This is a genomic window from Rugamonas violacea (genome assembly GCF_016461825.1).
Taxonomy (GTDB): domain Bacteria; phylum Pseudomonadota; class Gammaproteobacteria; order Burkholderiales; family Burkholderiaceae_D; genus Rugamonas.
The window spans coordinates 40,351-66,473 of the sequence record NZ_JAEMNU010000099.1; the positions used below are offsets into that span (position 1 = coordinate 40,351).

At 67.7% G+C, this 26,123-nt stretch carries 25 protein-coding genes, 1 pseudogene and 3 riboswitches; of the genes and pseudogenes, 9 read left to right on the forward strand and 17 right to left on the reverse strand.

The window, feature by feature from the left end:
• The first annotated feature begins 153 nt into the window (after window positions 1–153).
• Window positions 154–783: a hypothetical protein gene (locus tag H7U20_RS18770; protein ID WP_199760668.1), complete on the forward strand. Its 630-nt coding sequence runs from the start codon at window positions 154–156 to the stop codon at window positions 781–783.
• A gap of 197 nt (window positions 784–980) precedes the next feature.
• Here the strand turns inward: H7U20_RS18770 and H7U20_RS18775 are convergent, their stop codons facing one another.
• Entirely contained in the window at window positions 981–1,808 is an 828-nt protein-coding gene (locus H7U20_RS18775) for a crotonase/enoyl-CoA hydratase family protein (protein ID WP_199760669.1), read from the reverse strand.
• Between the two features lie 63 nt (window positions 1,809–1,871).
• The gene (locus H7U20_RS18780) at window positions 1,872–3,893 is read right to left on the reverse strand and encodes an oxidoreductase (protein ID WP_199760709.1); all 2,022 of its coding nucleotides are present in this window, start codon (window positions 3,891–3,893) and stop codon (window positions 1,872–1,874) included.
• Window positions 3,894–4,056: 163 nt separating this feature from the next.
• On the opposite strand from H7U20_RS18780, the gene H7U20_RS18785 reads away from it, so the two are divergent.
• Window positions 4,057–4,596, forward strand: a complete 540-nt coding sequence (locus H7U20_RS18785) for a PadR family transcriptional regulator (protein ID WP_199760670.1) — start codon at window positions 4,057–4,059, stop codon at window positions 4,594–4,596.
• A 12-nt stretch (window positions 4,597–4,608) separates the two neighbouring features.
• On the opposite strand, the gene H7U20_RS18790 is transcribed toward H7U20_RS18785, so the two are convergent.
• The 4 genes from H7U20_RS18790 to H7U20_RS18805 form a co-directional block, all read right to left on the reverse strand.
• Complete coding sequence (locus H7U20_RS18790) at window positions 4,609–5,055, reverse strand: hypothetical protein (RefSeq protein ID WP_199760671.1); 447 nt, start codon at window positions 5,053–5,055, stop codon at window positions 4,609–4,611.
• A 110-nt stretch (window positions 5,056–5,165) separates the two neighbouring features.
• Entirely contained in the window at window positions 5,166–6,380 is a 1,215-nt protein-coding gene (locus tag H7U20_RS18795; RefSeq protein WP_199760672.1) for an ammonium transporter, read from the reverse strand.
• Between the two features lie 294 nt (window positions 6,381–6,674).
• Window positions 6,675–7,703: a PaaX family transcriptional regulator gene (locus H7U20_RS18800; RefSeq protein ID WP_199760673.1), complete on the reverse strand. Its 1,029-nt coding sequence runs from the start codon at window positions 7,701–7,703 to the stop codon at window positions 6,675–6,677.
• On the reverse strand, window positions 7,700–8,221 hold the full coding sequence (locus tag H7U20_RS18805) for a hemerythrin domain-containing protein (protein WP_199760674.1): 522 nt from the start codon (window positions 8,219–8,221) through the stop codon (window positions 7,700–7,702). The genes H7U20_RS18800 and H7U20_RS18805 overlap by 4 nt, the downstream gene beginning before the upstream one ends.
• A gap of 139 nt (window positions 8,222–8,360) precedes the next feature.
• Here H7U20_RS18805 and H7U20_RS18810 point away from each other — a divergent pair, with 139 nt between their 5' ends.
• The 5 genes from H7U20_RS18810 to H7U20_RS18830 all read left to right on the forward strand — a co-directional run bounded on the left by H7U20_RS18810 (window position 8,361) and on the right by H7U20_RS18830 (window position 13,526).
• Window positions 8,361–9,530: an NAD(P)H-dependent flavin oxidoreductase gene (locus tag H7U20_RS18810; protein ID WP_199760675.1), complete on the forward strand. Its 1,170-nt coding sequence runs from the start codon at window positions 8,361–8,363 to the stop codon at window positions 9,528–9,530.
• A gap of 73 nt (window positions 9,531–9,603) precedes the next feature.
• The gene (gene ubiU, locus H7U20_RS18815; protein WP_458351870.1) at window positions 9,604–10,629 is read left to right on the forward strand and encodes a ubiquinone anaerobic biosynthesis protein UbiU; all 1,026 of its coding nucleotides are present in this window, start codon (window positions 9,604–9,606) and stop codon (window positions 10,627–10,629) included.
• Window positions 10,630–10,642: 13 nt separating this feature from the next.
• The gene (gene ubiV / locus H7U20_RS18820) at window positions 10,643–11,572 is read left to right on the forward strand and encodes a ubiquinone anaerobic biosynthesis protein UbiV (protein WP_199760677.1); all 930 of its coding nucleotides are present in this window, start codon (window positions 10,643–10,645) and stop codon (window positions 11,570–11,572) included.
• Complete coding sequence (gene ubiT, locus H7U20_RS18825) at window positions 11,569–12,042, forward strand: ubiquinone anaerobic biosynthesis accessory factor UbiT (protein ID WP_199760678.1); 474 nt, start codon at window positions 11,569–11,571, stop codon at window positions 12,040–12,042. Before ubiV ends, ubiT begins: the two co-directional genes overlap by 4 nt.
• Before the next feature lie 137 nt (window positions 12,043–12,179).
• Window positions 12,180–13,526: an HD-GYP domain-containing protein gene (locus tag H7U20_RS18830; protein ID WP_199760679.1), complete on the forward strand. Its 1,347-nt coding sequence runs from the start codon at window positions 12,180–12,182 to the stop codon at window positions 13,524–13,526.
• Window positions 13,527–13,546: 20 nt separating this feature from the next.
• On the opposite strand, the gene H7U20_RS18835 is transcribed toward H7U20_RS18830, so the two are convergent.
• Both H7U20_RS18835 and H7U20_RS18840 read right to left on the reverse strand, forming a co-directional pair.
• The gene (locus H7U20_RS18835) at window positions 13,547–14,404 is read right to left on the reverse strand and encodes an alpha/beta hydrolase family protein (RefSeq protein ID WP_199760680.1); all 858 of its coding nucleotides are present in this window, start codon (window positions 14,402–14,404) and stop codon (window positions 13,547–13,549) included.
• Window positions 14,405–14,438: 34 nt separating this feature from the next.
• Complete coding sequence (locus H7U20_RS18840; RefSeq protein WP_199760681.1) at window positions 14,439–14,900, reverse strand: MarR family winged helix-turn-helix transcriptional regulator; 462 nt, start codon at window positions 14,898–14,900, stop codon at window positions 14,439–14,441.
• A gap of 193 nt (window positions 14,901–15,093) precedes the next feature.
• Here H7U20_RS18840 and H7U20_RS18845 point away from each other — a divergent pair, with 193 nt between their 5' ends.
• The gene (locus H7U20_RS18845; protein ID WP_199760682.1) at window positions 15,094–15,405 is read left to right on the forward strand and encodes a Dabb family protein; all 312 of its coding nucleotides are present in this window, start codon (window positions 15,094–15,096) and stop codon (window positions 15,403–15,405) included.
• A gap of 54 nt (window positions 15,406–15,459) precedes the next feature.
• Here the strand turns inward: H7U20_RS18845 and H7U20_RS18850 are convergent, their stop codons facing one another.
• Window positions 15,460–16,716 (reverse strand): D-amino acid dehydrogenase, encoded by a 1,257-nt coding sequence (locus H7U20_RS18850; protein WP_199760683.1) that lies wholly within the window; start codon window positions 16,714–16,716, stop codon window positions 15,460–15,462.
• 60 nt (window positions 16,717–16,776) lie between these two features.
• Window positions 16,777–16,877: riboswitch (glycine riboswitch) on the reverse strand.
• Between the two features lie 4 nt (window positions 16,878–16,881).
• Window positions 16,882–16,982, reverse strand: a riboswitch (glycine riboswitch).
• 248 nt (window positions 16,983–17,230) lie between these two features.
• On the opposite strand from H7U20_RS18850, the gene H7U20_RS18855 reads away from it, so the two are divergent.
• Window positions 17,231–17,575, forward strand: a complete 345-nt coding sequence (locus H7U20_RS18855) for a zinc ribbon domain-containing protein YjdM (RefSeq protein ID WP_093386711.1) — start codon at window positions 17,231–17,233, stop codon at window positions 17,573–17,575.
• Window positions 17,576–17,626: 51 nt separating this feature from the next.
• Here the strand turns inward: H7U20_RS18855 and H7U20_RS31105 are convergent.
• The 8 genes and pseudogenes from H7U20_RS31105 to H7U20_RS18895 all read right to left on the reverse strand — a co-directional run.
• Window positions 17,627–17,737: pseudogene (locus H7U20_RS31105) on the reverse strand (PEP-CTERM sorting domain-containing protein); the annotation flags it as partial.
• A gap of 558 nt (window positions 17,738–18,295) precedes the next feature.
• On the reverse strand, window positions 18,296–19,210 hold the full coding sequence (gene mmsB / locus H7U20_RS18865; RefSeq protein ID WP_199760685.1) for a 3-hydroxyisobutyrate dehydrogenase: 915 nt from the start codon (window positions 19,208–19,210) through the stop codon (window positions 18,296–18,298).
• The gene (locus tag H7U20_RS18870; protein ID WP_199760686.1) at window positions 19,207–20,397 is read right to left on the reverse strand and encodes an enoyl-CoA hydratase/isomerase family protein; all 1,191 of its coding nucleotides are present in this window, start codon (window positions 20,395–20,397) and stop codon (window positions 19,207–19,209) included. Before H7U20_RS18870 ends, mmsB begins: the two co-directional genes overlap by 4 nt.
• Window positions 20,394–21,173 (reverse strand): enoyl-CoA hydratase, encoded by a 780-nt coding sequence (locus tag H7U20_RS18875; protein ID WP_199760687.1) that lies wholly within the window; start codon window positions 21,171–21,173, stop codon window positions 20,394–20,396. Before H7U20_RS18875 ends, H7U20_RS18870 begins: the two co-directional genes overlap by 4 nt.
• Window positions 21,170–22,330: an acyl-CoA dehydrogenase family protein gene (locus tag H7U20_RS18880; protein ID WP_199760688.1), complete on the reverse strand. Its 1,161-nt coding sequence runs from the start codon at window positions 22,328–22,330 to the stop codon at window positions 21,170–21,172. Before H7U20_RS18880 ends, H7U20_RS18875 begins: the two co-directional genes overlap by 4 nt.
• 10 nt (window positions 22,331–22,340) lie before the next feature.
• Window positions 22,341–23,849, reverse strand: a complete 1,509-nt coding sequence (locus H7U20_RS18885; protein WP_199760689.1) for a CoA-acylating methylmalonate-semialdehyde dehydrogenase — start codon at window positions 23,847–23,849, stop codon at window positions 22,341–22,343.
• A 208-nt stretch (window positions 23,850–24,057) separates the two neighbouring features.
• A riboswitch (cobalamin riboswitch) is annotated at window positions 24,058–24,281 on the reverse strand.
• 45 nt (window positions 24,282–24,326) lie between these two features.
• Window positions 24,327–25,208 (reverse strand): substrate-binding periplasmic protein, encoded by an 882-nt coding sequence (locus H7U20_RS18890; RefSeq protein ID WP_233410889.1) that lies wholly within the window; start codon window positions 25,206–25,208, stop codon window positions 24,327–24,329.
• A 101-nt stretch (window positions 25,209–25,309) separates the two neighbouring features.
• Window positions 25,310–26,068 carry a hypothetical protein gene (locus H7U20_RS18895; protein WP_199760691.1) on the reverse strand — a complete coding sequence of 253 codons (759 nt, stop codon included), beginning with the start codon at window positions 26,066–26,068 and terminating at the stop codon, window positions 25,310–25,312.
• Between the last annotated feature and the right edge of the window lie 55 nt (window positions 26,069–26,123).

The following is a 26,123-nucleotide window of genomic DNA, read 5'->3' on the forward strand; positions in this document are numbered from 1 at the left end:
GATGTTGCTATAATACAATGCTCTGTTTAGTCAATACACTGTTACAATATGTATTAACGTAGTTGCTGACCATAGTGGCCGGCAAAGTCCGCACAGCATAGGGCCTGTGCCAGTGCCGGTTCGAATCGCGACCGTCTAGATGGGAGTGGTGCCATGATCCAAGCAATCAACAATTCGTCTGTAGCCGCCGCGGTGATCGCGGCGCGGCGTGCCGCGCCTATCCGCATGCCGGATCGCATGGACGAACCGTCCGAAGCCGCCTACCAGGCCGATCTGGCCGCCAGCGAGCTCGACCCCGCCGAGCAGGCCCGCTCGCAGTCCCTGGCCAGCGACAGCACGGCCAACACCACGCGGAACAACACCCAGTCGGACACCCAGTCGAAGTCGCAGGGCGGCATCGGCAGCGAAGACGCGGCGACCAAGTTGGCTTTGGAGCAATTTTTCGAGGGCCTGCAACAGCTGGCCAACCGTCCCGAGACGCAGATCTTCCAGGCCCGCTTCGGCCTGGCCGCCGCCAACGCCAAGGACGGCGTTGAAGCGTTGACCAAGCCGGACGCGTCCAGCGAGTTCCACGAGTTTGACAGTGCCAAGGCGGAAAAAGTGGCCGACACCAACTACGACGGCAAGGTCAGCGAAGACGAGCTGCGCCGCTATCAGATGCCGCTCACCTATCGCAGCGGCCGTTCCGACCATGTGGCCTTGACCGACAGTCCGTCCGCCTTCACCCTGGCCGAGGCCAACCGCGCCTACGGTGTGGTGGCCAGCGCCGTCGCGCTGCAGTAGGCGACCGGCCACCCCGCTCGGCCCAGCGGCCGGCACCTGGCGTTTGCGCGCCACGTGCCGGTTTTGTTTTTTGCGGCGGCGCATGCGTGTCTATCGGCCAGCCAAACCCAAGGGCGTAAAACTGGGGTCGGACCCGCGGGGTCCGACCCCGGCTGTGCGCCTTTGGGTGGTTTGGCCGCCGCCGTCAGACCGCTAGCTCAGTCCTTGAACTCGGCCGCGCGCTTGGCCATGTTGGCCATCATGGCTTCCTGCAGGTCGTTCGACATCAGCATCGCCGCGTTCCAGGTGGCGTTGTAGTTCAAACCGTCGGCCACCGTGTGGTCGCGCGCGTAGCCGAGCATCTCCTTGACGCCGCGCACCGACAGCGGCGACTTGGCGGCGATCGCGGCGGCGATCTCGCGCACGCCGGCGCGCAGCGCCTCCGGCGTGTCGAAGACGCGGTTGACCAGGCCGATCTGGCGCGCCTCGGCGCCGTCGACGCGGCGCGCCGTGTAGGCCAGCTCGCGCGCCATGCCGTCGCCGATCAGGCGCGGCAGGCGTTGCAGGGTGCCGACGTCGGCCACCATGCCGATGTCGATCTCCTTGATGCTGAACCAGGCGTCGGCCGAGCAGTAGCGCATGTCGGCGCAGACGATCAGGTCGATGCCGCCGCCGACGCAGGCGCCGTGCACCGCCGCCAGCACCGGCTTGCGGCAGCGTTCCAGGCTGCTCAGCGTGTCCTGCAGGTCGAGGATCAGGCGGCGCAGCGCCTCGCGGGTGCGGCCGTCGCAGTCGTCGCGGATCTGGCCGCCCAGGCTCATCATCATCTGCAGGTCGATGCCCGAGGTGAAGGCCTTGCCTTCGCCCTCCAGCACGGCGACGCGCACTTGCGGCGCGGCGTCGATCCACTGGAAGGCGGCGCGGATGTCGTGCCACATCGCCAGGTTCATCGCGTTCATCTTTTCCGGCCGGTTCAGGCGCACGGTGGCGATGTGATCTTCGACGCTCAGGGTCAGGGTGTCAAACGAGGGTAGGGTGCTGCTCATCGATGCTCTCCTAATGTGGCAAAGGGCGCGCGGCGGATGCCGTGCCCCTGTTGAAGCGGCCGCTTACAACGCGGCGGCCAGCTCGGTGCCCTGTTTGATGGCGCGCTTGGCGTCCAGCTCGGAGGCCAGGTCGGCGCCGCCGATCAGGTGCACCTGGCAGCCGGCCGCCAGCAGCCCGGCCTGCAGCTCGCGCTGCGGTTCCTGGCCGGCGCAGATGACGATGGTGTCGGCCGCGATGATGCTGTCCTTGCCGTCGACGGTGACGTGCAGGCCGGCGTCGTCGATCTTGCGGTAGTCCACCCCGGCGATCATCTGCACGCCCTGGTTTTTCAGCGAGGTGCGGTGGATCCAGCCGGTGCTCTTGCCCAGGCCCTCGCCGACCTTGCTGGCTTTGCGCTGCAGCAGGAAGACCTGGCGGATGCTGGCCTTCTGCTCGGCCTTCTGCAGGCCGCCACGGTTGCGGTTGCTGGTGTCGACGCCCCATTCGGCGAAGAACTGCGCCTTGTCCTGGCTGGAGCTGTGGCCGCTGTGCAGCAGGTATTCGGCGACGTCGAAGCCGATGCCGCCGGCGCCGACCACCGCCACCGTTTTACCGACCGCGCATTTGTCGCGCAGGACGTCGAGGTAGCCGACCACCTTCGGATGATCGATGCCGTCGATGGCCGGCGTGCGCGGCGTCACGCCGGTGGCCAGCACCACGTGGGCGAACTCGCCGGCGATCAAATCCTGCGCACAGACGCGGCGGTTCAATTCCAGCTTGACGCCGGTCAGCTCGATCTGGCGGCCGAAGTAGCGCAGCGTCTCGTAGAACTCCTCCTTGCCCGGCACCTGTTTGGCGATGTTGAACTGGCCGCCGATCTGCTCGGCGCCGTCGAACAGCGTGACGTCGAAGCCGCGTTCGGCGGCGGTGGTGGCGAAGCTCAAGCCGGCCGGACCGGCGCCGACCACGGCGATCCGCTCGCGCTTGGCGGCCGGCGTGATGGTCAGGATGGTCTCGTGGCAGGCGCGCGGATTCACCAGGCAGGAGGTGATCTTGCCGTTGAAGGTGTGGTCCAGGCAGGCCTGGTTGCAGCCGATGCAGGTGTTGATCTGGTCGGCCTTGCCTTCGGCCGCCTTGCGCACGAAGAAGGGATCGGCCAGGAAGGGACGGGCCATCGAGATCATGTCGCAGAAGCCGTCGGCCAGCAGTTGCTCGGCCACCTCCGGCGTGTTGATGCGGTTGGTGGCGATCAGCGGAATGCCGACCTTGCCCTTCAATTGCTGGGTGACCCAGGCGTAGGCGGCGCGCGGCACCTTGGTGGCGATGGTCGGGATGCGCGCCTCGTGCCAGCCGATGCCGGTGTTGATGATGGTGGCGCCGGCCGCCTCGACGGCCTGGGCCAGTTGCACCACCTCCTCGTGCGAGGAGCCGCCCTCGACCAGGTCGAGCATCGACAGGCGGTAGATGATGATGAAGTTGGCGCCGACCCGCGCACGCACGCGGCGCACGATCTCGACCGGGAAGCGCATGCGGTTGGCGTAGTCGCCGCCCCATTCGTCGTCGCGCTGGTTGGTGCGGGCGGCGATGAACTCGTTGATCAGATAGCCCTCGGAACCCATGATCTCGACGCCGTCGTAGCCGGCGTACTGGGCCAGGCCGGCGCAGCGGGCGAAGTCCTCGATGGTCTGCTCGACCTCTTCGCCGCTCAGCGCCTTCGGCACCACGGTGTTGATCGGCGCCTGCAGCGCGCTCGGCGCCACCGCGTTCTTCTGGTAGGCGTAGCGGCCGGTGTGCAGGATCTGCAGGGCGATCTTGCCGCCTTCGGCGTGGACGGCGGCGGTGACTTCCTTGTGGTGCTCGGCCTCTTCCTCCGTGCAGAGGGCGGCGGCGCCGCGCATGGCGCGGCCGGCTTCGTTGGGGGCGATGCCGCCGGTGACGATCAGGCCGACGCCGCCACGGGCGCGCTCGGCGTAGAAGGCGGCCATGCGGGCGTAGCCGTTCGGCGCCTCCTCCAGGCCGACGTGCATGGAACCCATCAGCACGCGGTTGGGCAGGGTGGTGAAGCCGAGGTCGAGTGGGGCCAGCAGGTGGGGATAGGTGGTCATGGCGGTCATGGCGGTCCTGGAAGAAAGAGGTGAAGGGGCTAGCTCAGGCTTGCGGCAAAGGGTGGATAAAAAAACACTATGCAACTAGTTTCATAATCGTAGGTCAAAATCCGTAATTACGCAACTGGTTGCATAATTGGATGGCCGGGTTTAGACTGCCGCGATGTCGCTCTCACACGCCTTGCTCACCTCGCTGCTGGAAAAATCGTCCTCGGGCTACGACCTGGCGCGCCGTTTCGACAAGTCGATCGGCTATTTCTGGCACGCCACCCACCAGCAGATCTACCGTGAACTGGGACGCATGGAGGAGGCGCTGTGGATAGCCTCGGTGACGGCGCCGGACGCCGGCAAGACGCGCAAGCGCATCTACAGCGTGCTGCCGTTGGGGCGCGCGGAGCTGGGCCGCTGGGTGGGCGAGGCCAGCCCGGTGATGGATCTGCGCGACGAGCTGACGGTGCGGCTGCGCGCCGACGCCGTCATCGGCCCGCTGGGGCTGGGCGTTGAGCTGGAGCGGCATATCCTGCTGCACCGGGACAGCCTGCAACGCTACCGCGAGATCGAGCAGCGTGACTTCCCGCCCGACCGGCCGCAAACGCGGCGGTTGCGCATCAACCACCTGATCCTGCAACGGGGCATCGCCTACGAGGAACATTCGATACTGTGGGCGCAGCAGATGCTGGCCGTGCTGGACGAAGAAGGCTGAGGCGGCGCCGGGCTATTTCTTCGGCGCCGGCGCCGGCGGCTGGTTCATTTGTTGTTGCAGCTTGCTCAGCAAAACTGCGGTCGCCTCGACTTGGTGTTGAAGTTCCGCTTGATTGGCCTTCATGTTCTTGCCAGACTCAAACGCGGCAAGCATGTTCGAGAGCAGGACGGCGTTGAACGCGGCGACGCCAAAAACAACGGCCAGAGCGGTGCTGATGGCCGTAATTAGCAAAGTCGATTTAACATTGCGCAGACTGTTCGCCAGATCGGACATGCTGGCTTCCAGTCCGGCCATGCGCTTGTCCATCCAGTGGGAGCGTTCGTTCATCAGGCTGGTGATTCCATCGATTTTCCCCTCGATGGTTACCATTCTCAGCTCAGACTGGGCGGCCTGTAGCTTCGTCTTGGCCTCGATGGTTGTTAATTTCGCATCCAGTTCTTCCCGCTGCAGCTCGCTCATACCGCCTCCCGTCGCGTCTTAGGCCCGTTCCACCAGTGTAGGCTAAAAATCGGCCGCATGAATCGAAGGAGGGCGGGGCTTGAGCCGGCTCTTGCCCCGCCGTGGCGGATCTACTGCTGCGCCATCGACTGCGCTTCGCGTTCCGGCGTCGAGGAGATGCGGTGGATGGCCAGGTCGGCGCCCTGGAACTCGTCCTCGGGGTCGAGGCGGATGCCGACCGCCAGCTTCAGGCCGCCGTAGATGATGAAGCCGCCGAGTACCGCGATGCCGGCGCCCAGCAGCGTGCCGATTAACTGCGCCGTGAAGGAGACGCCGCCGATGCCGCCCAGCGCCTTGCTGCCGAAGATGCCGGCCGCCAGGCCGCCCCAGGTGCCGCACAGGCCGTGCAGCGGCCAGACGCCGAGCACGTCGTCGATCTTCCACTTGTTCTGCGCCAGCGTGAACATCCAGACGAAGATGGCGCCGGCGATGCCGCCGGTGAGCAGCGCGCCCAGCGGATGCATCAGGTCCGAGCCGGCGCAGACGGCGACCAGGCCGGCCAGCGGGCCGTTGTAGGCGAAGCCGGGATCGTTCTTACCCATCAGCAGGGCGACCAGGGTGCCGCCGACCATCGCCATCAGCGAATTGACGGCGACCAGGCCGTTCATCTTGTCGAGCGCCTGTGCGCTCATCACGTTGAAGCCGAACCAGCCCACCGTCAGTATCCAGGCGCCCAGCGCCAGGAAGGGGATCGACGACGGCGGGTGGGCGGCGATGGCGCCGTTCTTCATGTAGCGGCCACGGCGCGCGCCCAGCAGCAGCACGGCCGGCAGCGCGACCCAGCCGCCGACGGCGTGCACCACCACCGAGCCGGCGAAGTCGTGGAACTCGGCGCCCATGGCCAGCTTGAGCCAGGCCTGGATGCCGAAGCGCTGGTTCCAGACGATGCCCTCGAAGAAGGGATACACCAGGCCGACCAGCAGCGCGGTGGCGGCCAGCTGCGGGTAGAACCTGGCCCGCTCGGCGATGCCGCCGGAGATGATGGCGGGGATCGCCGCCGCGAAGGTCAGCAGGAAGAAGAACTTGACCAGCTCGTAGCCGTTCTTGGCCGCCAGCACCTCGGCCGGGGCGAAGAAGTCGATGCCGTAGGCGACGCCGTAGCCGACGAAAAAGTAGGCGATGGTGGAGACGGCAAAGTCGACCAGGATCTTGACCAGGGCGTTGACCTGGTTCTTCTTTCTGACCGTGCCCAGCTCCAAAAAGGCGAAGCCGGCGTGCATCGCCAGAATCATGATCGCGCCGAGCAGGATAAAGAGTGCGTCGGCACCGTTGTTGCGTCCATCCATTGCGTAACTCCCCAAAATAAGGCATCAAAATAAGTGCGTGCACTATCAAAGCAATATCCATTCCATTTTGGTGCGAAATGTTAAGTGTTTGATTTTGAAGTTTATTCTTGGAATATCTTTGGGCGGAATTTGCCGCCAAATGGGGCGTGGCGCACCAAAACGGCGCGCTATGTTGGTGCGTGGTGGGGGCTGCGGGCGGCTACAAAACCACCCAGAGGCGGGAGCCAGGGTCAGACCCGAGGGTCTGACCCTAGATTTGCGCCGGTGGGTTTTCTTGGCTTGGCTACGTGCGCTTCAGGCCTTGGCCAGCGCGTGGATGCGGAAGGGCGGCCGTTGCAGCGTGCGTTCGCTGCGCAGCGATGGTGGCACCGGCACCGGCACCGGCTCACCCAGCGTCTGCTCGACATGCTGGCGCGCCAGCGGGAAGGTGTGCAGATACAGGTCGAGGCACAGTTCGTAGGCCGGCATGGCGGGCCAGTCCTGCGGCAGGAAGGCGCTGGGCAGCAGCGGATCGCTGGCGCGGCACTGGCGGTAGGTCTCGGCCACCAGCATGCGCAGGGCGAAGGCCTGGCGCGCGCTGAGCGTCTGGCCGTCGGCCAGGGCCTGGCGCAGCGGCGCGAAACGGCGCAGGAAGGCGTGGTAGGGCGCGGCGGCGGCGCTCAGGTTCCAGGCCTGCCGACCCATCTCGGACAGCGCGCCGAGACCGTCGACCTGCTGGCCGGCCACCTGTAGCACGCCACCCTGCCGCGTCAGTGCGTGGATCGGCAGGGTGTCGCCGGCGCAGCGTTGCGGCAGCGTCGGACGGGCCAACACCTGTGGCGTCAGCGCGCAGTAGCCCTGCTCGGCCAGGCTGCGGCGCAGCGCGGCGAAGGCCGGCGCGCTGCCGCCGCCGCCGGTGTTGATGAGCAGGGTCCAGCTGCCGTCCCAGGCGTAGTCGGGCGGCGCGCTGAGGGCGTGCCAGGCGCCGCGCAGCTGCTCGGCGGCGTCCGGCAGCACGGCGTAGGCGCTGCGCCGGCCGTAGCGGCGCGCGGTCAGGCAGCCTTGCTCGGTCAGGCGGAACACGCCGGTGCGGGTGGCGCGCGGGTCGACGCCGAACAGCGCCATCAGTTCGATCAAGTCGCTCAGCCAGATCGCCTCGCCGCGCGGCATCACGCTGTCGCCGAAGATTTGCTTGAGCAGGGCGTTGGCGGTCGGCGTGGCCTGGCGCAGGCAGGCGTCGAAGCAGTGCGGCTCGCGCTGGGCCGCCGGCGCCAGGGCCAGTTGCGGCGTGGCCGGCAGGCGGGCGGCGCGCGGCGCGCGCAGTTCGAGCGGCAGTGCGTTCATTGTGCGCCGCCGCTCGCCAGTGCAGCCTCGGCCGGCGCGCCGGCAGCCAGTGGCGCCGGCGCCGGCGACGGTTCGGGCGGCGCGTCGAGCTTGTCCATCGCCGCGATCAGCTCGGCGTGGCGCTCGGACAGGAAGCGGTCGATCATCGGGTAGAGGATGCCTTCCTCCTTCAGGTGGTGCTGGCGCATCAGCATGCGCAGCGCGTGGGCCAGGTCGAAGAAGTCGTCGCGCTGGTGGGCGCCGATGGTGGCGGCCATGCGCCGTACCAGTTCGCGCATCTGGCGGTGCTCGTCGCGCATCACGCTGGTCGGGCCGCAGTTGTGGCCCATGCAGAGCTCCAGCGCGGGGAACAGCACGGCCTCCTCGAGGCGCAGGTGGTGTTCCAGGCACTGGCGAAAATCGGCGAAATCGGCGCCGGCGCAGGGCCAGTTGCGGGTGGCGACGCGGGCCTCGGCCAACGTGTACAGATCGTCGCACATGCGGTGATCGCGTCCGAGAAAATTGCCGATGGTACTCATTTTCTTTGCCTCTTCATCATTGCTTTGGTGTCAGCCTGCATTGTCACATTTGGTCAAGATTGAAATCTTTGATTCACATCAAGGATTTGCTTACTTCCCGCGCGTTACAGTTCGGCCTCGTCATTTGTCGGGCCACACCATGCTGTTAAGCGTATTCGAGAGATTCAAAATCAAGGACCGGCTGTTGCTGCCGATCGTGCAGGGCGGCATGGGCGTTGGCGTTTCGGCGCACCGCCTGGCCGGCACGGTGGCGCGGCTCGGCGCGATGGGCACCATCGCCAGCGTCGATCTGCGCCGCCACCACGCCGACCTGATGGCGGCCACCGGCCGCAGCCGCGAACGCGCCCTGATCGACGCGGCCAACCTGACCGCGCTGGAACGCGAGATCGGCCAAGCCAAGGCGCTGGCCGAGGGCCACGGCATGGTGGCGGTCAACGTGATGCGCGCCGTCAGCCAGTATCCCCAGTTGGTGCGCAAGGCTTGCGAGGCCGGCGCCGACGCGCTGGTGGTCGGCGCCGGCCTGCCGCTGGACCTGCCCGAGCTGACCGCCGAGCATCCGCATGTGGCGCTGATCCCGGTGCTGTCGGACGCGCGCGGCATCGCCCTGCTGTTGAAGAAGTGGATGCGGCGCCAGCGCCTGCCGGACGCCATCGTCATCGAGAACCCGCGCTACGCCGCCGGCCACCTCGGCGCGCCGGACCGCGCCAGCGTGGCTGATCCGCGCTACGCCTTCCCGCGCGTGCTGGAGGAGACGCTGGCGCTGCTGCGCGAGCTTGGCATCGAACGCGAGCGGCTGCCGCTGATCGTCGCCGGCGGCCTGCACCGGCACGCCCAGGTGCGCGACTTGATCGGCCAGGGCGCCAGCGCGGTGCAGCTCGGCACGCCGTTCGCCGTCAGCACCGAGGGCGACGCCGACGCCGGCTTCAAGCGCGTGCTGCTCGACGCCGGGCCAAACGACACGGTCACTTTCATGAGCACGGCCGGCCTGCCGGCGCGCGCCGTGCGCACGCCCTGGTTGATGAATTACCTCGACAAGGAGGGCAAGCTGCAGGGCAAGGCCAAGCCCAAGGACTGCACGGTCGGCTTCGACTGCCTGCTGCAGTGCGGCTGGCGCGACGGCCTGGCCAAGGCCGGCCAGTTCTGCATCGACACCCAGCTGGCCTTCGCGCTGAAGGGCGACCACAAGCGCGGCCTGTTCTTCCGTGGCAGCGAGGCGCTACCGTTCGGCAAGGCGATGCGGCCGGTGCGCGAGCTGGTCGACTACATGCTTAACGGCGCAGCGCCGGGCACGGCGACGGCGCCCGCCTGAGCCGGGCGCCGCGTCCCATTCCGTTTGTTCCGGCCAGCGCGCCGGTTTTCCATTTGAGTGCAATCCCATGAACATGAGCCATACCGCCGTTCCCACACCGCCGATCGAGCTGGTTTGCCCGGCCGGCAGCCTGCCGGCGTTGAAGGCCGCCGTCGACAACGGCGCCGACTGCGTCTATCTGGGCTTCCGCGACGCCACCAATGCGCGCAACTTCGCCGGCCTGAATTTCGACGACGCTGCCATCGCCCAAGGCATCGACTACGCCCACCGCAAGGACCGCAAGGTGCTGCTGGCGCTGAACACCTATCCGCAGCCGGACAGCGCCGCGCTGTGGCGCAGCGCCATCGACCGCGCCGCCGAAGCCGGCGTCGACGCGGTGATCCTGGCCGATCCCGGCCTGATGCGCTACGCCGCCGACCACTATCCCGATCTACGCCTGCACCTGTCGGTGCAGGGCTCGGCCACCAATTACGAGGCGATCAACTTCTATCACAAGCACTTCGGCGTGGCGCGCGCGGTGCTGCCGCGCGTGCTGTCGATGGCCCAGGTGGAACTGGTCAAGGTCAACACGCCGGTCGACATCGAGGTGTTCGGCTTCGGCAGCCTGTGCGTGATGGTCGAGGGCCGCTGCGCGCTGTCGTCCTACGCCACCGGCGAGTCGCCCAACACCCACGGCGTGTGCTCGCCGGCCAAGGCGGTGCGCTGGCAGCAGACGCCGAAGGGCCTGGAGTCGCGCCTGAACGGCGTGCTGATCGACCGTTACACCGAAACCGAGAACGCCAGCTATCCGACCTTGTGCAAGGGCCGCTTCGACGTCGCGGGCGAGAACTACTACGCCATCGAGGAGCCGACCAGTTTGAACACGCTGGAGCTGCTGCCGCAGCTGATCGCCATGGGCATCCGCGCCGTCAAGATCGAGGGCCGCCAGCGCAGCCCGGCCTACGCGGCGCAGGTGACGCGGGTGTGGCGCGAGGCGATCGACCAATGCCTGCAAAACCCGGCGCGCTATTCGGTGCGGCCGGCCTGGATGAGCGAATTGAACAAAGTGGCGGAGGGGCAGCAGCACACGCTGGGCGCCTACCACCGCTCGTGGAAATGAATCAGGAGAGAACATGTTGAAACTCGCGTTGGGCCCCGTCCTGTACTACTGGCCGCGTGACACGGTATTGAAATTCTACGAGGAGGTGGCCGACAGCGCCGCCGACATCGTCTACCTCGGCGAGACGGTGTGCTCGCGCCGCCACGAGCTGCGCCTGTCCGACTGGCTCGACGTGGCCGAGCGGTTGCAGGCGGCCGGCAAGGAGGTGGTGCTGTCGACCCAGGTGCTGCTCGAATCGACCGCCGACATGAGCACGCTGCGCCGCATCACCGACAACGGCCGCTTCATGGTCGAGGCGAACGATATGGGCGCGGTGCATTGCCTGGCCGGCGAGGTGCCCTTCGTCGCCGGGCCGCACCTGAACATCTATAACCCGCCAACCCTGCAGTTGTTACAGCAAATGGGCGCCAGCCGCTGGGTGATGCCGCTGGAGATGGGCCGCATCGGCCTCGGCGTGATGCAGCAGCACCGCCCGGTCGGCATGCAGACCGAGTTGTTCGCCTACGGCCGCATGCCGCTGGCCTTTTCGGCGCGCTGCTTCACCGCGCGCCACCGCAATCTGCCGAAGGACAACTGCCAGTTCAGCTGCCTGGAGCACGCCGACGGCCTGCTGATGCAGACCCGCGAGAACGCCCCCTTCCTGGTGTTGAACGGCACGCAGACGCAGTCGGCGCTGGTCTACAACCTGGCCGGCGAGCTCGATCGCATCGCCGCGATGGGCGTTGACGTGGTGCGTATCAGCCCGCAGGCCGAACACAGTGTCAAGGTGCTCGATGCCTTCGACTCGGTGCGCCGTGGCGCCGCCACGCCGCAAGCCGCTTCGCACGCGCTGCGCCAGTGGATGCCGGCCGAGGCTTGCGACGGCTACTGGTATGGCCGCGCCGGACTGGAGCAGGGCGGCGAAGCCGAGCGCGCGATGGCGTTGGCCGGGAGCGAGGCATGACGTCCGCCGTCGCCACCGTGCCGGCCGCGCTGGCCGCCGTGTTGAGCAAGCTGCCGGCCTATCCCGGTTCGCTGCTGTTTGTCGGTGCGCTGAACCTGGCGCTGCGGCGCCACCTGCCGGACGACGTGCGCCAGTCGCTGCAGGGCAAGCGCATGCGCATCAGCGTGCGCGACGCCGGCCTGGCCTTCGACTTCAGTTGGGACGGCGACCGCTTCTGCGCCTGTCAGCGCGGCGCGGCGGTCGACCTGGTGGTCGGTGCCAGCGCGCGCGACTTCCTCGCCCTGGCGCGCCGCGAGGAGGACCCGGACACGCTGTTCTTCTGCCGCCGCCTGTCGATGGAGGGCGACACGGAGCTCGGTTTGCTGGTCAAGAACACCCTCGACGCCATCGACGCGCCGCTGCTCGAACTGCCGCCCTTGCCGGCGCCGCTGCGCTGGCTGGCGGCGCGTGCGCGGCATTTAAATCAATGAATTTGACGGAATTGATTGTCCTTGCCTGTTGCGGCGCGCGGCAGGCTTTTTCTTTTCGGTTCGGCCAATATTGATACGAACGGGTGTATTGTTACAGCATATGACGTAGCGGCCGGACGGACCGCGGGAGCGCGCGCATGCTTAAACAGATCGAGCCGGGCCAACTGGTCGTTGGCATGTATGTCGCCCGGCTTGGCTGCCGCTGGCTGGCGTCGCCGTTCTGGAAAAAGTCCTTCCTGATCGAGAGCGGGGATGAACTCGCCAAGATCCGCGAGGCCCACATCGGCGAGCTGTGGATAGACACCAGCAAGGGGCGCGACGTGCCATCGGCCGACCACGCCGGCGCGCCTTCGCCGGTGGCGCCGGAGGCTGCGGCTGCGCCATCGGTCGCGGCGGCCGTGCCGGCCGCGCCGGTCGGGGCGCCCGCCGTGGTGCCCGCGCCACCGTCTCCCTTGGTCGCTGCGCCACCATCGGCCACCGTCCGACCAGTCGCCACCGTCCGTCCGCGCAGCGGCACGCGCCTGGCGACACAGGCGCCGGCGTCGATCCGCGCCGAGATGGGCCGCGCCAGCAAGACGCTCGATAGCAGCAAGTCGGCGGTGCGTTCGATGTTCGGCGAGGCGCGCATGGGCCACGCGGTGGAGGTCGGCGAGGCGCTGCTGCTGGTGGAGGATATCGCCGGCTCGGTGATGCGCAACGCCAACGCCCTGATTAGCCTGGCGCGTTTGAAGACCGCCGACGACTACACGTATATGCACTCGGTGGCGGTGTGCGCGCTGATGATCGCGCTGGCCCGCGAGTTGAAGCTGGGCGACGACCAGGTGCGCGAGGCCGGCCTGGCCGGGCTGCTGCACGACGTCGGCAAGATGGCCATTCCGCTGGCGATCCTCAACAAGCCCGGCCGCCTGACCGAGGACGAGTTCGACGTGGTGCGCACCCATCCGATGGAGGGCTATCGCATGCTGCTGGCCTCGATGGACATCGGCGCGGCGGCGCTCGACGTCTGCATGCACCACCACGAGAAGATGGATGGCGGCGGCTATCCGCTGGGCCTGAAGGGCGAGCAAATCAGCTTGCTGGCGCGGATGGGGGCGATTTGCGACATCTACGACGCCGTCACCTCGAACCGGCCGTACAAACAGGGCTGGTGTCCGACCGAGTCGCTGCGCAAGATGGCCGAGTGGCGCGGCAACCACCTCGATGCGGACCTCTTCATGGCCTTCGTCAAATGCGTCGGCATCTACCCGGTCGGCACGCTGGTGCGCCTGCGCAGCGGCCGGCTCGGCGTGGTCTGCGAGCTCACTCCCGGCAAGCCGCTGACCCAGCCGAAACTGCGCGTGTTCTTCTCGATCAAATCGGCCACCTACATCGCGCCGGAGTGGCTGGACCTGGCCTCGGCGGGCTGCCAGGACGCCATCGTCTGCCATGAGGAGGCGGCCACCTGGAAGCTGGTCGACATCGACCGCTACTGGATGGGCGAGTAGGCGCCGCCTGGCGCCACGCGTCAGGGGCGCAGCTCGGGCAGCAGGTGGGCCTCCCACAAGGACTGCTGGAAGGCCGGCTTGAAGAAGCCGAAGTGGCCGATGCGGCGCACGCCGATCTGCTCGGGCGCGATGCGCCGCATGTCGCGTGGCGCGTTGGCGTAGCTGCTGTGGATCGCCTCGATGTTACGGGCCGACATAAACTCGTCGTCGGTGAAGGACAGCGAGACGATCGGCTGGCGGATGGCGTTGTAGCGCGCCCGCGCGCTTGGCCCCTCGGCGCCGACCGCGTAGTCGCGGTGCAGGCACCAGCGGCGCCACTGCTCGATCACGCCGCGCGGCAGGTCGCCCACCATGCCCAGTCGTTTGCCGGGGAAGTAGCCGCACAGCGGCACCGTCAGCGGCACGAAGAAATACCACATCGACCATACCGTGCGCTTGAGCGAGGGCGTGTTCTCGCGCCAGTAGCCGCTGCCGGTGGCGATGGTCAGCACCTTGCTCACCCGTTGGTTGTTGGGCACGAAGGGCAGGATCTGTCCGCCCAGGCTGTGGCCCAGCCAGTACAGCGGCAGCCCGGGGGCGCGGGCGCAGACCGCGTCGATCATGGCGGCGCAGTCGCGCGTGGCCCAACTGAGCACGTCGGCGTCGAGCTCGCGCAGGTGGCCGCGGCGCGACAGGCCGATGCCGCGATAGTCGAAGGTGGCCACCAGCAGGCCCTGGCCCGCCAGCCATTCGGCGAAGGCGGTGTAGTAGTCCTGCGGTACGGCCATGGCCGGCGCCAGCAGCACCGCGCCGCGCGCCGCGCCGATGGGCGTGAAGAAGCGGGCGACGATATGCTCGCCGCCGCCCAGATCAATTTCCTGTTGCTCGAACGTTTGCATGGACTGCTCCTCAATGGTCGGGCTGGTGGCAATACTAGGGGAGGGTGGCTGGCGCGGCCTGGCCGGCCGGACCTTGGAAGTCGAGCTGTCTGGCGTGTTCGAGGAAGCGGGCGACGGTGGCCGTCTCCTCGGCGGAGAAGCCGGCCAGTAGCTGGGCGTTGATCGACTGCAGCAGCGGCCGCGCGGCGGCGATCACCTCGGCGCCCTGTGGGCTGAGGTTGAGCAGGCTGGCGCGGCCGTCGGTGCTGGACGGCGTCTTGTGTACCAGGCCGTTCTCCTCCATGCGTCCGACCAGGCCGCTGATGGCCGAGTTCTGCAACTGTAGCAGCTGGGCCAGGTCCTTGAGCTGGCAGTCGGGATGCTCCTTGATGGCGAACAGCGCCACCACCTGGGTGCCGGAGACCTTCAGCTCCTCGGTGAATAGGCGGTCCGCCGAGCGGAACAAATTCTGCTTGGCCTGGGCCAGCAGATGGAAAAGCCGGGGTTTCTTGCTCACGTGCGCTCCGCGTCAAATGCCGATTTATTACACATGCGGAGTATATTACTACGCATGCGTAATAAAAACCAAGCGATTCGGCGGCAGGCCGGGGGCGGGGCCAGATGCCCCGGGCGTGCGCAACAAAGTTCAAATTCCGATATTATTAGCGCGCTGATAATGTTCCAAGAAATCCCCCATACAGGAGAAAACCATGTCCGATTCCACGCTGCGCCATCTGGTGCTGTGCCGCTTCACCGAACAAACCTCGGCCGCCGAGGTGGCCAGCATCAGCGCCGACTTCGCCACGCTCAAACACAGCGTCCCCGGCGTGCTGCTCTTTGAATGTGGTGTCAACGTCAGTCCCGAGGGGCTGGACCAGGGCTATACGCACTGCTTCCGCCTCGACTTCGCCGGTACGGCCGAGCGCGACGGCTATCTGGTGCATCCGACCCACCTGGCCTTTGTCGAACGCTTCAAGCCATGGCTGGCGCAGGTGCTGGTGCTCGACTACGTGGCCGGCTAAGCCACGCTCGCCTCGGCGAACGGCAGCTTCGCCGGCAGGTTTGTTTAGGTGAGTTTAAACCGGCACGGCCTGCGTCACCACTGCGCGCGGCGTGGCCAGCGCCTGCTGCACCACGTCGCCGATCAGGTCGGCGGTGGCGGCCGACAGGGTCCAGCCGAGGTGGCCGTGGCCGGTGTTGTAGAACACGCAGGGCGCCTTGCCCCGTCCGACGCGCGGCATCAGGTCCGGCATCATCGGCCGCAGGCCGGCCCAGGGCACCACGCTGCGCGTGCTGATGCCGGGGAAGCACTGCTCGACCCAGGCCAGCAGCGGGCGGATGCGGTCGGCGCGGATGTCGCGATTGTGGCCGTTGAACTCGGCCGTGCCGGCGACGCGGAAGCGCTCCTCGCCGAGCCGGCTGGAGACCAGTTTGGTGGCGTCGTCGAGCAGGCTGACGTTGGGCGCGGCGGCGCGGCTGGCGGCGTCGTTCAGGTTGACGGTGATCGAGTAGCCCTTGACCGGGTAGACGTTGACCCGGTCGCCCAGCGCGGCGGCCAGCTCGCGGCTGGCGGTGCCGGCGCAGATCACCACGCCGTCGTAGCTGTCGCTGTCGGCCAGGCCGTCGCGCAGCGCGGTGACGCGGGCGCGCTCGCCGATGGTGTCGATGCCCTGCACCTGCTGGTCGAAGCGGAAGTGCACGCCAAGCCGCTCGGCGGCGCGCGCCAGGCCGTTGGTGAACTTGTGGATGTCGCCGCTGCTGTCGCTCTCGGTGTAGTGGCCGCCGTAGTAGTCGCCGGCCAGCGCAGGTTCGATGGCGCGCATCTCCTGCGGCGTGACGGCGCGGCGCGGCAGGCCGCCCAGGGCCAGCAGCTTGGAAACCTCGGCGGCGCGTTCGAAGCCGGCCTTGTCGCGGTAGATGTGCAGGATGCCCTCGCGCCGATGGTCGAAGTCGATGTCCTCCTCGGCGGCCCAGGCGTACAGGTGCTCGCGCGCGGCCACGGCCAGGCGCGCGGTGGCGATGGTGTTGGCGCGGTACTGCGGGATGGCGGCGACGAAGCTGGCGAACCAGGTCAGCTTGTGCCAGCTCGGCTTGGGGTTGACCAGCAGCGGGGCGTCGCTCTTGAGCATCCACTTGAGGCCCTTGAGGATGGTCGACCAGTGGTTCCACACCTCGGCGTTGGAGGCCGACAGCTGGCCGCCGTTGGCGAAGGAGGTGTCCATCGCCGGATAGCGGTGCTGTTCGTAGACGGTGACGGCGAAGCCGCGCTTGGCCAGCGCGTAGGCGGTGGTGACGCCGGTGATGCCGCCGCCGATGACTGCTATGCTTTTCATGTGTACAGGTCCGTATCGTCGAAGGGCCAGGCCGGGGCGCGATATGCGCCGCGACACCCCCTCTGTTTTGGACCTGAGAGATTCACGAGCCGCCGTGGTGGGCGGTTCTCGTTTGCTCCTTCGGTGCGCCGGGCGACGTCTGCGCCGGCAGCTCTTCAGAGTTCAAATGCGATATCGGTCCTTTTGCCTGAGAGTTTCCGGGGCGGTTGCTCCTTCGGCGCTGTCCAACGGGCGACCGATCTGACAGGCTCTCCCGATATCACGTGCGGCTTGTGGCCATGCTTGCTCCGCGCCGGCGGCCGGCGAGGTGCGGCAACAGCTTACCGCACTTTCGGCCCGGCCTTCAACAGGTATTTTCGGCCGCGCCGATTTGCCGGCAACGTCGGGCATATCGCTTTCTGTTGCCACTATCGCCCTGCAAAATCGGCCCGGCCGGGCGAATTTGCCGAGCCCGCCGGGCAGGTTGTATACTGTCGCCTTTCCATCCGGCTCCAGCCTTACACAGGACGATCATATGAGCGCTTTACCTCCCTGCCCGAAATGCAATTCCGAATACACCTACGAGGACGGCGCCAACTACGTTTGCCCTGAGTGCGCCCACGAGTGGAGCGCGCAGGCCGGTGCCGAGGCGGCCGAAGAAGGTCCCAAGGTCTACCGCGACTCGACCGGCACGGTGCTGCAGGATGGCGACACGGTCACCGTCATCAAGGATCTGAAACTGAAGGGTGGTGGCGGCACCGTCAAGATGGGCACCAAGGTCAAGAATATCCGCCTGGTCGACAGCGACCACGACATCGACTGCAAGATCGAGGGTTTCGGCTCGATGAGCCTGAAGACCGAGTTCGTCAAGAAGGTCTGATGGCGCGGGCCGGAACGGCCCGGCCCGGCCCAGTTTCACACCATCACGCCATCAAACGCGCGCAGCCTTTGGCCCGCGCGTTTTTTTACGTCCGGCGGCGGCGCTCAACAACCCCAGGCCGGCGAGCAGCAGGGCATAGCCGCCCGGTTCCGGCACGGCGGTGGCGATGGCTTGCACGCCCTGATACTGGCTCACGCTGTTGACGCCGTCGACGCGCCAGCTGGAGGCGGAGTAGGTGTCGATGCCGCAGCCGCCGTAGCGCGCGTCGAGGCACCAGAAGTGCTGGCCCGAGCCGATGAAGGGATGCTGGAACAAGGCGATCGCGCTGCCGTCGAAATCGAAGGACAGCGCGGTGTTCGAGGCCAGCCAGCTGGACGCGCCGAACACCTGCGAATTGAGGCTGTTCAGCGTGAAGCTGCCGACGCCGTCCTTCAACTCCAGGCTCCAGTCGAGCACATCGGCCGCGCCGATGCTGCCGAGGTGGCCGTTGGTGGTGATGCTGCCCTTGATCGAGCCGGCGCCGGCGTTCTGGTCGACCGTGTAGACGATGCTGGCCTGGGCCATGCCGGCCATGCCCAACGACAGCGCGATGGCGGCGAGGGTCTTGCTTGGCAGTTTTGGGCTGAACACGATGCGCCTCCGGAGGCAAGGGGGAAGTGGTTTAATGGCAATACTTATGTCATTGTAGTACTTTTACTTACCCCGGAGGTGGTATTTCGGTCACACCGGCGGCGGCCCGCCGGCCAGCAGCGGCTCGATGATGCTGGAGAAGTCGCGCGCGCCGGCGCCGGCCAGGCTGTGCATGCCATACAGGTTGCGCGCCAGTTCGCCCAGCGGGATGGCGCTGCGGCTGCTCAGCGCCGTCTGCGCCGCCAGGCCCAGGTCCTTCAGCATCAGGTCGACGCCGAAGCCGCCCTGGTAACCGCGCGCCGCCGGCACGTTTTCCATCACGCCGGGATAGGGGTTGTACAGCTCCAGCGCCCAGTTGCGGCCCGAGCTCTTGGCCATGATGTCGGACAGGATCTTGGCGTCGAGGCCGTTGGCCACGCCCAGCGCCAGCGCCTCGGCGGTGCCGGCCATGAGTATCCCGAGCAGCATGTTGTTGCAGATCTTGGCCGTCTGGCCCGCTCCGCTGGCGCCGGCGTGGAAGATGTTCTTGCCCATCGCCGCCAGGTAGGGGCGGGCGCGTTCGAGCGCCTCGGCGGCGCCGCCGACGATGAAGGTCAGCGTGCCGGCCTGGGCGCCGGCGGTGCCGCCGGAGACCGGCGCGTCGAGCATGTCCAGCCCGCGCGCGGCGCAGGCGCGCGCCACCGCCTGCGCGCTGGCGGCGGCGATGGTGCTGCAGTCGATCACCAGCGCGCCGGCCGGGATGTGGCCGGCGATGCCGTCGGCGCCCAGGTAGAGCTGCTCGACGTGGTGGCTGGCCGGCAGCATGGTGATGAGCAGGTCGGCGCCTTCGAGCGCGGCGCGGGCCGAGGGCGCGGCCTTGGCGCCGGCCGCCGTCAGCTGGGCGATGGCGTCGGCCGACAGGTCGAACACCTGCAAGGCATGGCCGGCCTTGACCAGGTTCAGCGCCATCGGCGCGCCCATGTTGCCAAGGCCGATAAAGGCGATCTTTTTGCTGGCTTGGTTCATGCCGCTTTCCTTTCATGGCCGCGCAGCGCGGCCGGTTGCAGATCGGGTGACAAATGGCTTAGCGGATGCAGCTGCGCCGGCCACGGACTGGCGAAGTAGCCCTCGCACCAAACGGCGTCGAGCTCGCGCACGCTGGCGGCCTGCCAGGCCGGCTGCATGTCCTTGTCGATGATGAGGGCGCGGATGCCCTCGACGAAGTCGGCCCGCGCCGCGCAGCGCAGCGAGATACCCAGCTCCAGTTTGAACACTTCCAGCAGCGACAGGTGTTTGCAGCGTTGCTGGACCGTGTAGGCCAGCCAGGCGGCGGCAGGCGAGCCTTTGCGCACGGCGGCGGCGGCCTTTTGCAGCCAGCGGTCGCCGCCGTCGAGCAGGGCGATGTGCTCGATGATGCGTTCCAGGTCGGCGCCGACACACAACAGCTCGATCAGGTCGAAGTGCTGGCGCAGCGGGCCGGGCGGATCGTCCGGCGCGACGCGCTGCGCCTGGGTCAGCAGCACGCCGAGCTGGCGGTGGTTGTCGGCCGCCTGCGCGCTCCAGTGCTGGCGTTGCAGCTCTTCGAACAGCGCGGCCTTGTCGCCGTGGTGCAGGTGGAAATCGGCCAGGCGGGCGAAGCGGGCGTCGCTGGCATTGAGCGGGGCGCCGGTCAGCGCCAGGAACAGGCCGACGTGGCCGGGCATGCGGTTGAGGAACCAGCTGCCGCCGACGTCGGGATACAGGCCGATGGCCACCTCCGGCATGGCCAGCCGCGAGCCCTCGGTCACCACGCGATGGCTGGCGCCGGCCAGCAGGCCGATGCCGCCGCCCATGACGATGCCATGGCCCCAGCACAGCACCGGTTTGCGGTAGGTGTGGATCTGGTAGTCGAGCGTGTATTCCTGGCTGAAGAAGTCCAGCGCGTAGGTGTTGGCGCAGACGTCGTCGCGCTCGGCCGAGGCGTGGTGGGCGCGCATCGAGCGGTACAACTGCTGCAGGTCGCCGCCGGCGCAGAAGGCCTTCTCGCCGGCGCCCTCCAGCACCACCAGGGCGATGGCCGGATCGTCCTCCCAGGCCTGCAACTGGATGCGCAGCAGCGCGATCATGTTCAGCGACAGGGCGTTCAGCGTCGCCTCGGCGTTCAGCGTGGCGACGCCGATGGCGCCGCCGCCGGCGCAGTCCAGGGTGCGGAACAGGACGGGCAGGGTGCTCATGCCTGGCTCCAGACCGGCGCGCGTTTCTCCAGGAAGGCTTGCACGCCCTCGCTCTGGTTGGCGCCGCCGAACAGGCCGACGAAGGCCTCGCGTTCGCGCGGCAGCAGGCTGGCCGGCGGCTGCTGGCGCGCACCCTGGATCAGTTGTTTGCAAGCCCGCACGCTGCTCGGGCTTTGTTTGCCGGCTTGCCGCGCCAGGGCCAGCGCGCGGTCCAGCGCGGCGCCGCTGGCGACCACTTCTTCGACCAGGCCGATGCGCAGCGCGGTGGCGGCGTCGATGCGTTCGCCACACAGGATCAGGCGCTTGGCCCAGCCTTCGCCGACCAGCCAGGCCAGGTTCTGCGTGCCGCCGGCGCAGGGCAGCAGGCCGACCGAGGCTTCCGGCAGCGCCATCTGCGCCTGCGTCTCGGCGATGCGCAGGTCGCAGGCCAGCGCGCATTCCAGCCCGCCGCCCATGGCGTAGCCGTTGATGGCGGCGATCGACACGCCACGGAAGGCGGACAGCGCCTCGAAGGCCTCGCCGAAGCGCTGCGCCATGTCGTGGGCGACGGCGATGTCGCCGTAGGCGAACAGTTTCAGGTCGGCGCCGGCGGAGAAGAACTTCTCGCCCTGGCCGGTCAGCACCAGGCTGTAGACGGCCGGGTTGGCGTTCAGGTCGTTCACCAGGCGGCGCAGGTCGGCCAGGCCGGCGCTGGTCCAGGTGTTGGCCGGCGGGTTGGCGATGCTGACCAGCGCCGTGTGTTCGATGATTTCCAGGGTTAGATTGGTGTAATTCAAAGGGCCTCCTCGGCGGGTGCGTGTTGCAGTAAATGGCGCGCGACGATCACGCGCATGATTTCGTTGGTGCCTTCCAGGATCTGGTGCACCCGCACGTCGCGCAGGTAGCGCTCCAGCGGGTAGTCGCGCAGATAGCCGTAGCCGCCGTGGATCTGCAAGGCCTCGTTGCAGACGGCGAAGCCGGTGTCGGTGGCCAGCCGCTTGGCCATGGCGCAGTAGATCGAGGCGTTGGCGGCGCCGGCGTCGAGCTTGGACGCGGCCAGGCGCACCATCTGGCGCGCCGCCACCAGCGTGGTCTGCATGTCGGCCAGCTTGAACTGCAGCGCCTGGAACTGGGCCAGCTTCTGCTTGAACTGGCTGCGCTGGTTCATGTGCGCCTGGGCGCTCAGCAGGGCCGCCTGGGCGGCGCCGATCGAGCAGCTGGCGATGTTGATGCGGCCGCCGTCCAGGCCGCGCATGGCCAGCTTGAAGCCGTCGCCCTCGGCGCCCAGCAGGTGCGAGCGCGGCACGCGCACCTGGTCGAAGCCGATGGCGCGGGTCGGCTGGCTGTTCCAGCCCATCTTGTCCTCCTTGCGGCCGTAGGCCAGGCCGGCGGCGTCGGCCGGCACCAGGAAGGCCGACACGCCGCCGGCGCCGGCGCCGCCGGTGCGCGCCATCACCACCAGCGCGTCGGTGGCGCCGGCGCCGGAGATGAAGGCCTTGCTGCCGTTGATGACGTAGTCGTCGCCGCACAGCTCGGCCGAGGTGGTCAGCGCGGCGGCGTCGGAGCCGGCGCCCGGCTCGGTCAGGCAGTAGGAGGCCAGCTTGCGGCCGCCGGCCAGGTCGGCGACCCAGCGCTGGCGCACTTCGGCGCCGGCCGACTGCGCGATCATCGCGCTGGCCATGTTGTGGATGCTCAGGTAGGCGGTGGTCGAGGGGCAGGCGCGCGCCAGCTCCTCGAAGACGATGGTAGCGTCCAGCCGCGACAGGCCGAGGCCGCCGAGCGCCTCCGGCACGTACATGCCGCAAAAGCCCAGCTCGCCGGCGTGGCCGATCATCTGCCGGGGGAAGATAGCCTCGGCGTCCCACAGCGCCGCCTGGCCGGCCATTTCGCTGGCGGCGAACTGGCGCGCGCAATCGCGGTAGGCGCGTTGGTCCTCGTTCAGTTCGAAGTCCATGACGGCCTCCTTACTTGAGCGAGATGGTGGTGTTGACCTTGCCGGCGCTGGCGGCGTCGTCGAACCAGCGCGAAGTGATGGTTTTGGTTTGGGTGTAGAAGGACAGCACCTGCTTGCCGTAGGGGCCAAGGTCGCCCAGCTTGGAAGCGCGCGAGCCGGTGAAGGAGAACAGCGGCACCGGCACCGGGATCGGCACGTTGATGCCGATCTGGCCGACGTCGACCTCCTCCTGGAAGCTGCGCGCGGCCGCGCCGGACTGGGTGAACAGGGCCACCCCGTTGCCGTTCGGGTTGGCGTTGACGATGGCGATGGCGTCCTTCAGCGTGGCCGCCTGCATCACGCACAGCACCGGGCCGAAGATCTCCTCGGTGTAGATGCGCATGCTGCTGGTGACGTCGGCGAACACGGTGGGGCCGACGAAATTGCCGTCCCGGTAGCCGGCCACCGTCGGCGCGCGGCCGTCCAGCAGCAGCGTGGCGCCTTCCTCGATGCCCTGGCCGATCAGCTTGACCACGCGGGCCTTGGCGGCCGGCGAGATCAACGGGCCGATGTCGGCGCCGGCCTCGGCGCCGCCGTTCACGCTCAGGGTCTGGGCGCGCGCCACCAGTTCGGGCAGCCAGTCGCGCGCCTCGCCCACCAGCACCAGCACCGACAGGGCCATGCAGCGTTGGCCGGCCGCGCCGAAGGCGGCGCCGGCCAGGTTGTCGATGGTTTGCTGGCGGTTGGCGTCGGGCAGCACCACGGCGTGGTTCTTCGCCCCCATCATGCACTGGGCGCGTTTGCCGGCCTGGGTGGCGCGCTGGTAGACGTGGCTGCCGACGCGGGTCGAGCCGACGAAGGAGACCGCCTTGATGTCCGGATGGTCGCAGATGGCGTTGACCACCGCCTCGCCGCCGTGCACCACATTGAGAACGCCGGCCGGAACGCCGGCCTGCAGCGCCAGCTCGGCCAGGCGCATGGTGACCATCGGGTCCTGCTCGGAGGGCTTGAGGACGAAGGTGTTGCCGCAGGCAATGGCCATCGGGAACATCCACAGCGGGATCATGGCGGGGAAGTTGAACGGCGTGATGCCGGCGCAAACGCCGAGCGGTTGCATCAGGGTGTAGGTGTCGACGCCGTTGGCGACGTTGTTGGCCAGCTCGCCCATTTGCAGCTGGCCGATGCCGGCGGCGTACTCGACCACCTCAAGGCCACGGAAGATGTCGCCCTCGGCGTCGGCCAGGGTCTTGCCCTGTTCGGCCGTCAGCAGGGCGGCCAGCTCGGCCATGTTTTCGCGGATCAGCTGCTGGTACTTGAGGAAGACGCGGGCGCGCGCGCCGATCGGCGTCTTGCGCCAGGTGGCGAAGGCGGCCTTGGCGCCGGCCACGGCGCGCGCCATCTCGTCCGGCGTGGCGAAGGGCACCCGCGCCAGCACTTGCTGGGTGGCCGGATTGACGACGTCGCGCCATTCGCTGGTGGTCGATTCGATGAACTGGCCGTCGATCAGCAGTTTGACGGTGGGGATGGTGTGCTTGCTCATGATGTGCTTCCTCGTTGGCGCGGCGCTTCCTGCGCCGGCGCTTGTCTGCATAGAATGTCGGGGGGGGGGGNCCCCCCCCCCCCCCCCCCCACGCCCGTTACGCACCTTCCGTACGTAACCAGACCCAGGGAAAAACCGCGACAGCATGCGCCAAGGCGTCGCCGGCGCGGGGCGCGGGGACGCGTCGGAACACCGCCTGCCGCGATGCTTCCTTGAAGATCAACAGGCCGGTATCCGGGCTCGCAAGTTTTGTCGCTCCGCCTTCCCAGCCGATTCGACCAGTGGCTTGAATGGAGCGACCGCACTCGCACACCGTTGCGGAGGCAGCAGCGGCATGGCGCCGGGCGAAATATCGCCGCCCCGCGCGTACCGCTTTCCCGTTTAACGCCGCCCATGGAGATGGGTCAGCGCACCTGTTGCATGAAATATATCACAAGATCTTACGTTTACGTAAACGTCATTTGAGAGCCTCGGCCGCTAGCCCGGCGCGCGCAGGAAGTGCTCGATGGTGTTGCGGATTTCGCCGTCCTGCTTCATTTCCTTGATGACGGCGTTGAACTTGCGGATGAAGTCTTGCTTGTAGGGGAAGCGGCCGGCGTCGCGGTTGGTGTAGCCGAGGTAGCCTTGTTCGGCGCTCAGCGCGATGGTCTCGGCGACCGCCAGCGCGCCCGCTTCGGCCAGCCCCTCGTGGTGGATGCGGCCGAGTTCCCAGACGATCGAGGAGCGGTCGTTGAGAAAGCAGTCGATGCGGCCCTTCATCAGCTTGAGCAGGTTGGTGCGGCTGCTGCGCGCCGGCACGGCGCTCAGCTGGCCGTCGCGCACGGCCTGGTCGAACTGCTTGCCGCCGCTGAGGAAGCCGGCGTTCAGGCCGATGCGCAGGCCGGCGTAGTCGTCCGGCCAGACCTTGCGCGGGCGCCGCTCGATCACCGGCTGGCTGCAGTAGACCACCAGCTGCTCGGCCAGGATGCTGTCCGAGTAGTCCATGTACGGCCGCTCGGCCGGCCGCAGATACGGCGGATAGAGGGCGAAGCCTTCGCCCGTCTCCAGCTTGACCAGGCCGCGCTTCCACGGGATCGCTTGCAGGCTGACGCGGTACTCCGGCATGCGCTTGACGGCGGCGTGGATGATGTTGGTGTAGATCCCCTTCATCTCGCCGTTCTCCAGGTAGGAGTAGGGCGGATAGCCGTCGTCGCCGTAGATGGTGACGGCGATCTGCGCCGACGCCACGCTGCCGTCGGCGCTCGCCAGCGGCGTCAGCGGCGCGAAGGCCGGTGCCGGCGCCGGCGCGGCCCTGGCCGGCGATGGCGCCAGCATCGCTAGCATCGCCAGCATCGCCAGCGGCGCCAGTGCGGCGCGCAACGCCGACAACGGCGCCGGCAGAAGATGCCGGCGCCGGCCAGGTGGCTGACGCGGGCGCAAGGGCGGCGCGCCCGGGGACGGACGGGGTGTGAGCATCAGCGCTATTTGATGTCCTTGATCGCGTCCAGGTACTCTTTGGACTTGCGCACCTTGCCGATGGCCGTCCACAGCGCCTCGACCTGGTCCTTGTGCGCGGCGTAGTAGGCCTTGTTGAAGGGGACGTAGAAGTCGGCCGTCATGAACTTGGCCGGGATCATCTCGACCTTGTCGGCGATGTCCTGGTGGCTGGCGATCAGCGCGTTCATCTCGATGTCGAAGCCGAGGATCACCTCGCCCTGGCCGGCGATCATCTTGTAGAAATTGCGCAGCGGTTCCTTGGTGTTGTCGTCGTAGCTGACGCTCATCGATTTGAGCTGGTCGGAGATGGTGGCGAAGCCCGACGGGATCAGCACCGGCTTGCCGACGTTGGAGAATTTGCTGCCGTCCCAGCCGACTTTGCTGCCCTTCATGCGGTAGGCCATGATGTCCATGCGCGCCAGCGATTGCGCGGTGTTGGCTTTGCCGCCGCTCATGGGGAAGGCGGCGTAGTCGGCGTGGAAGGGCGTGTAGCCGGCGTTGAGCAGGCCGTTCAGGGCGCCGCCGCGCACGTCCTCGATGCAGCGCTTCCACTGCTGGACCTTGAAGGTGACGGGTTGGTTGATTTGTTTGGCGGCCATCTTGATCAGCACCTGCATGGTGCCGTCCTTGGTCGGGAAGGTGTAGGGCGCGGCGGCCTGGTCCTCGACACACAGGACCATCGCGTCCTGGCTGAAGGCGGCCATGGGTAGGGTCAGCAGAATTGCCGATACGAGTGCTTTCATGATGGGTGCTCTCCCGGGAACGGTGCGTGGTTGGATGTGGCCTTGAAAATGACCT

Excerpts from the sequence above, each read along its gene's own strand:
- H7U20_RS18770 (WP_199760668.1), top strand. The coding sequence starts at position 154 with ATGATCCAAGCAATCAACAATTCGTCTGTAGCCGCCGCGGTGATCGCG.
- H7U20_RS18775 (WP_199760669.1), bottom strand. The coding sequence starts at position 1,808 with ATGAGCAGCACCCTACCCTCGTTTGACACCCTGACCCTGAGCGTCGAA.
- H7U20_RS18780 (WP_199760709.1), bottom strand. The coding sequence starts at position 3,893 with ATGACCACCTATCCCCACCTGCTGGCCCCACTCGACCTCGGCTTCACC.
- H7U20_RS18785 (WP_199760670.1), top strand. The coding sequence starts at position 4,057 with ATGTCGCTCTCACACGCCTTGCTCACCTCGCTGCTGGAAAAATCGTCC.
- H7U20_RS18790 (WP_199760671.1), bottom strand. The coding sequence starts at position 5,055 with ATGAGCGAGCTGCAGCGGGAAGAACTGGATGCGAAATTAACAACCATC.
- H7U20_RS18795 (WP_199760672.1), bottom strand. The coding sequence starts at position 6,380 with ATGGATGGACGCAACAACGGTGCCGACGCACTCTTTATCCTGCTCGGC.
- H7U20_RS18800 (WP_199760673.1), bottom strand. The coding sequence starts at position 7,703 with ATGAACGCACTGCCGCTCGAACTGCGCGCGCCGCGCGCCGCCCGCCTG.
- H7U20_RS18805 (WP_199760674.1), bottom strand. The coding sequence starts at position 8,221 with ATGAGTACCATCGGCAATTTTCTCGGACGCGATCACCGCATGTGCGAC.
- H7U20_RS18810 (WP_199760675.1), top strand. The coding sequence starts at position 8,361 with ATGCTGTTAAGCGTATTCGAGAGATTCAAAATCAAGGACCGGCTGTTG.
- ubiU (WP_458351870.1), top strand. The coding sequence starts at position 9,604 with ATGAGCCATACCGCCGTTCCCACACCGCCGATCGAGCTGGTTTGCCCG.
- ubiV (WP_199760677.1), top strand. The coding sequence starts at position 10,643 with ATGTTGAAACTCGCGTTGGGCCCCGTCCTGTACTACTGGCCGCGTGAC.
- ubiT (WP_199760678.1), top strand. The coding sequence starts at position 11,569 with ATGACGTCCGCCGTCGCCACCGTGCCGGCCGCGCTGGCCGCCGTGTTG.
- H7U20_RS18830 (WP_199760679.1), top strand. The coding sequence starts at position 12,180 with ATGCTTAAACAGATCGAGCCGGGCCAACTGGTCGTTGGCATGTATGTC.
- H7U20_RS18835 (WP_199760680.1), bottom strand. The coding sequence starts at position 14,404 with ATGCAAACGTTCGAGCAACAGGAAATTGATCTGGGCGGCGGCGAGCAT.
- H7U20_RS18845 (WP_199760682.1), top strand. The coding sequence starts at position 15,094 with ATGTCCGATTCCACGCTGCGCCATCTGGTGCTGTGCCGCTTCACCGAA.
- H7U20_RS18850 (WP_199760683.1), bottom strand. The coding sequence starts at position 16,716 with ATGAAAAGCATAGCAGTCATCGGCGGCGGCATCACCGGCGTCACCACC.
- H7U20_RS18855 (WP_093386711.1), top strand. The coding sequence starts at position 17,231 with ATGAGCGCTTTACCTCCCTGCCCGAAATGCAATTCCGAATACACCTAC.
- mmsB (WP_199760685.1), bottom strand. The coding sequence starts at position 19,210 with ATGAACCAAGCCAGCAAAAAGATCGCCTTTATCGGCCTTGGCAACATG.
- H7U20_RS18870 (WP_199760686.1), bottom strand. The coding sequence starts at position 20,397 with ATGAGCACCCTGCCCGTCCTGTTCCGCACCCTGGACTGCGCCGGCGGC.
- H7U20_RS18880 (WP_199760688.1), bottom strand. The coding sequence starts at position 22,330 with ATGGACTTCGAACTGAACGAGGACCAACGCGCCTACCGCGATTGCGCG.
- H7U20_RS18885 (WP_199760689.1), bottom strand. The coding sequence starts at position 23,849 with ATGAGCAAGCACACCATCCCCACCGTCAAACTGCTGATCGACGGCCAG.
- H7U20_RS18895 (WP_199760691.1), bottom strand. The coding sequence starts at position 26,068 with ATGAAAGCACTCGTATCGGCAATTCTGCTGACCCTACCCATGGCCGCC.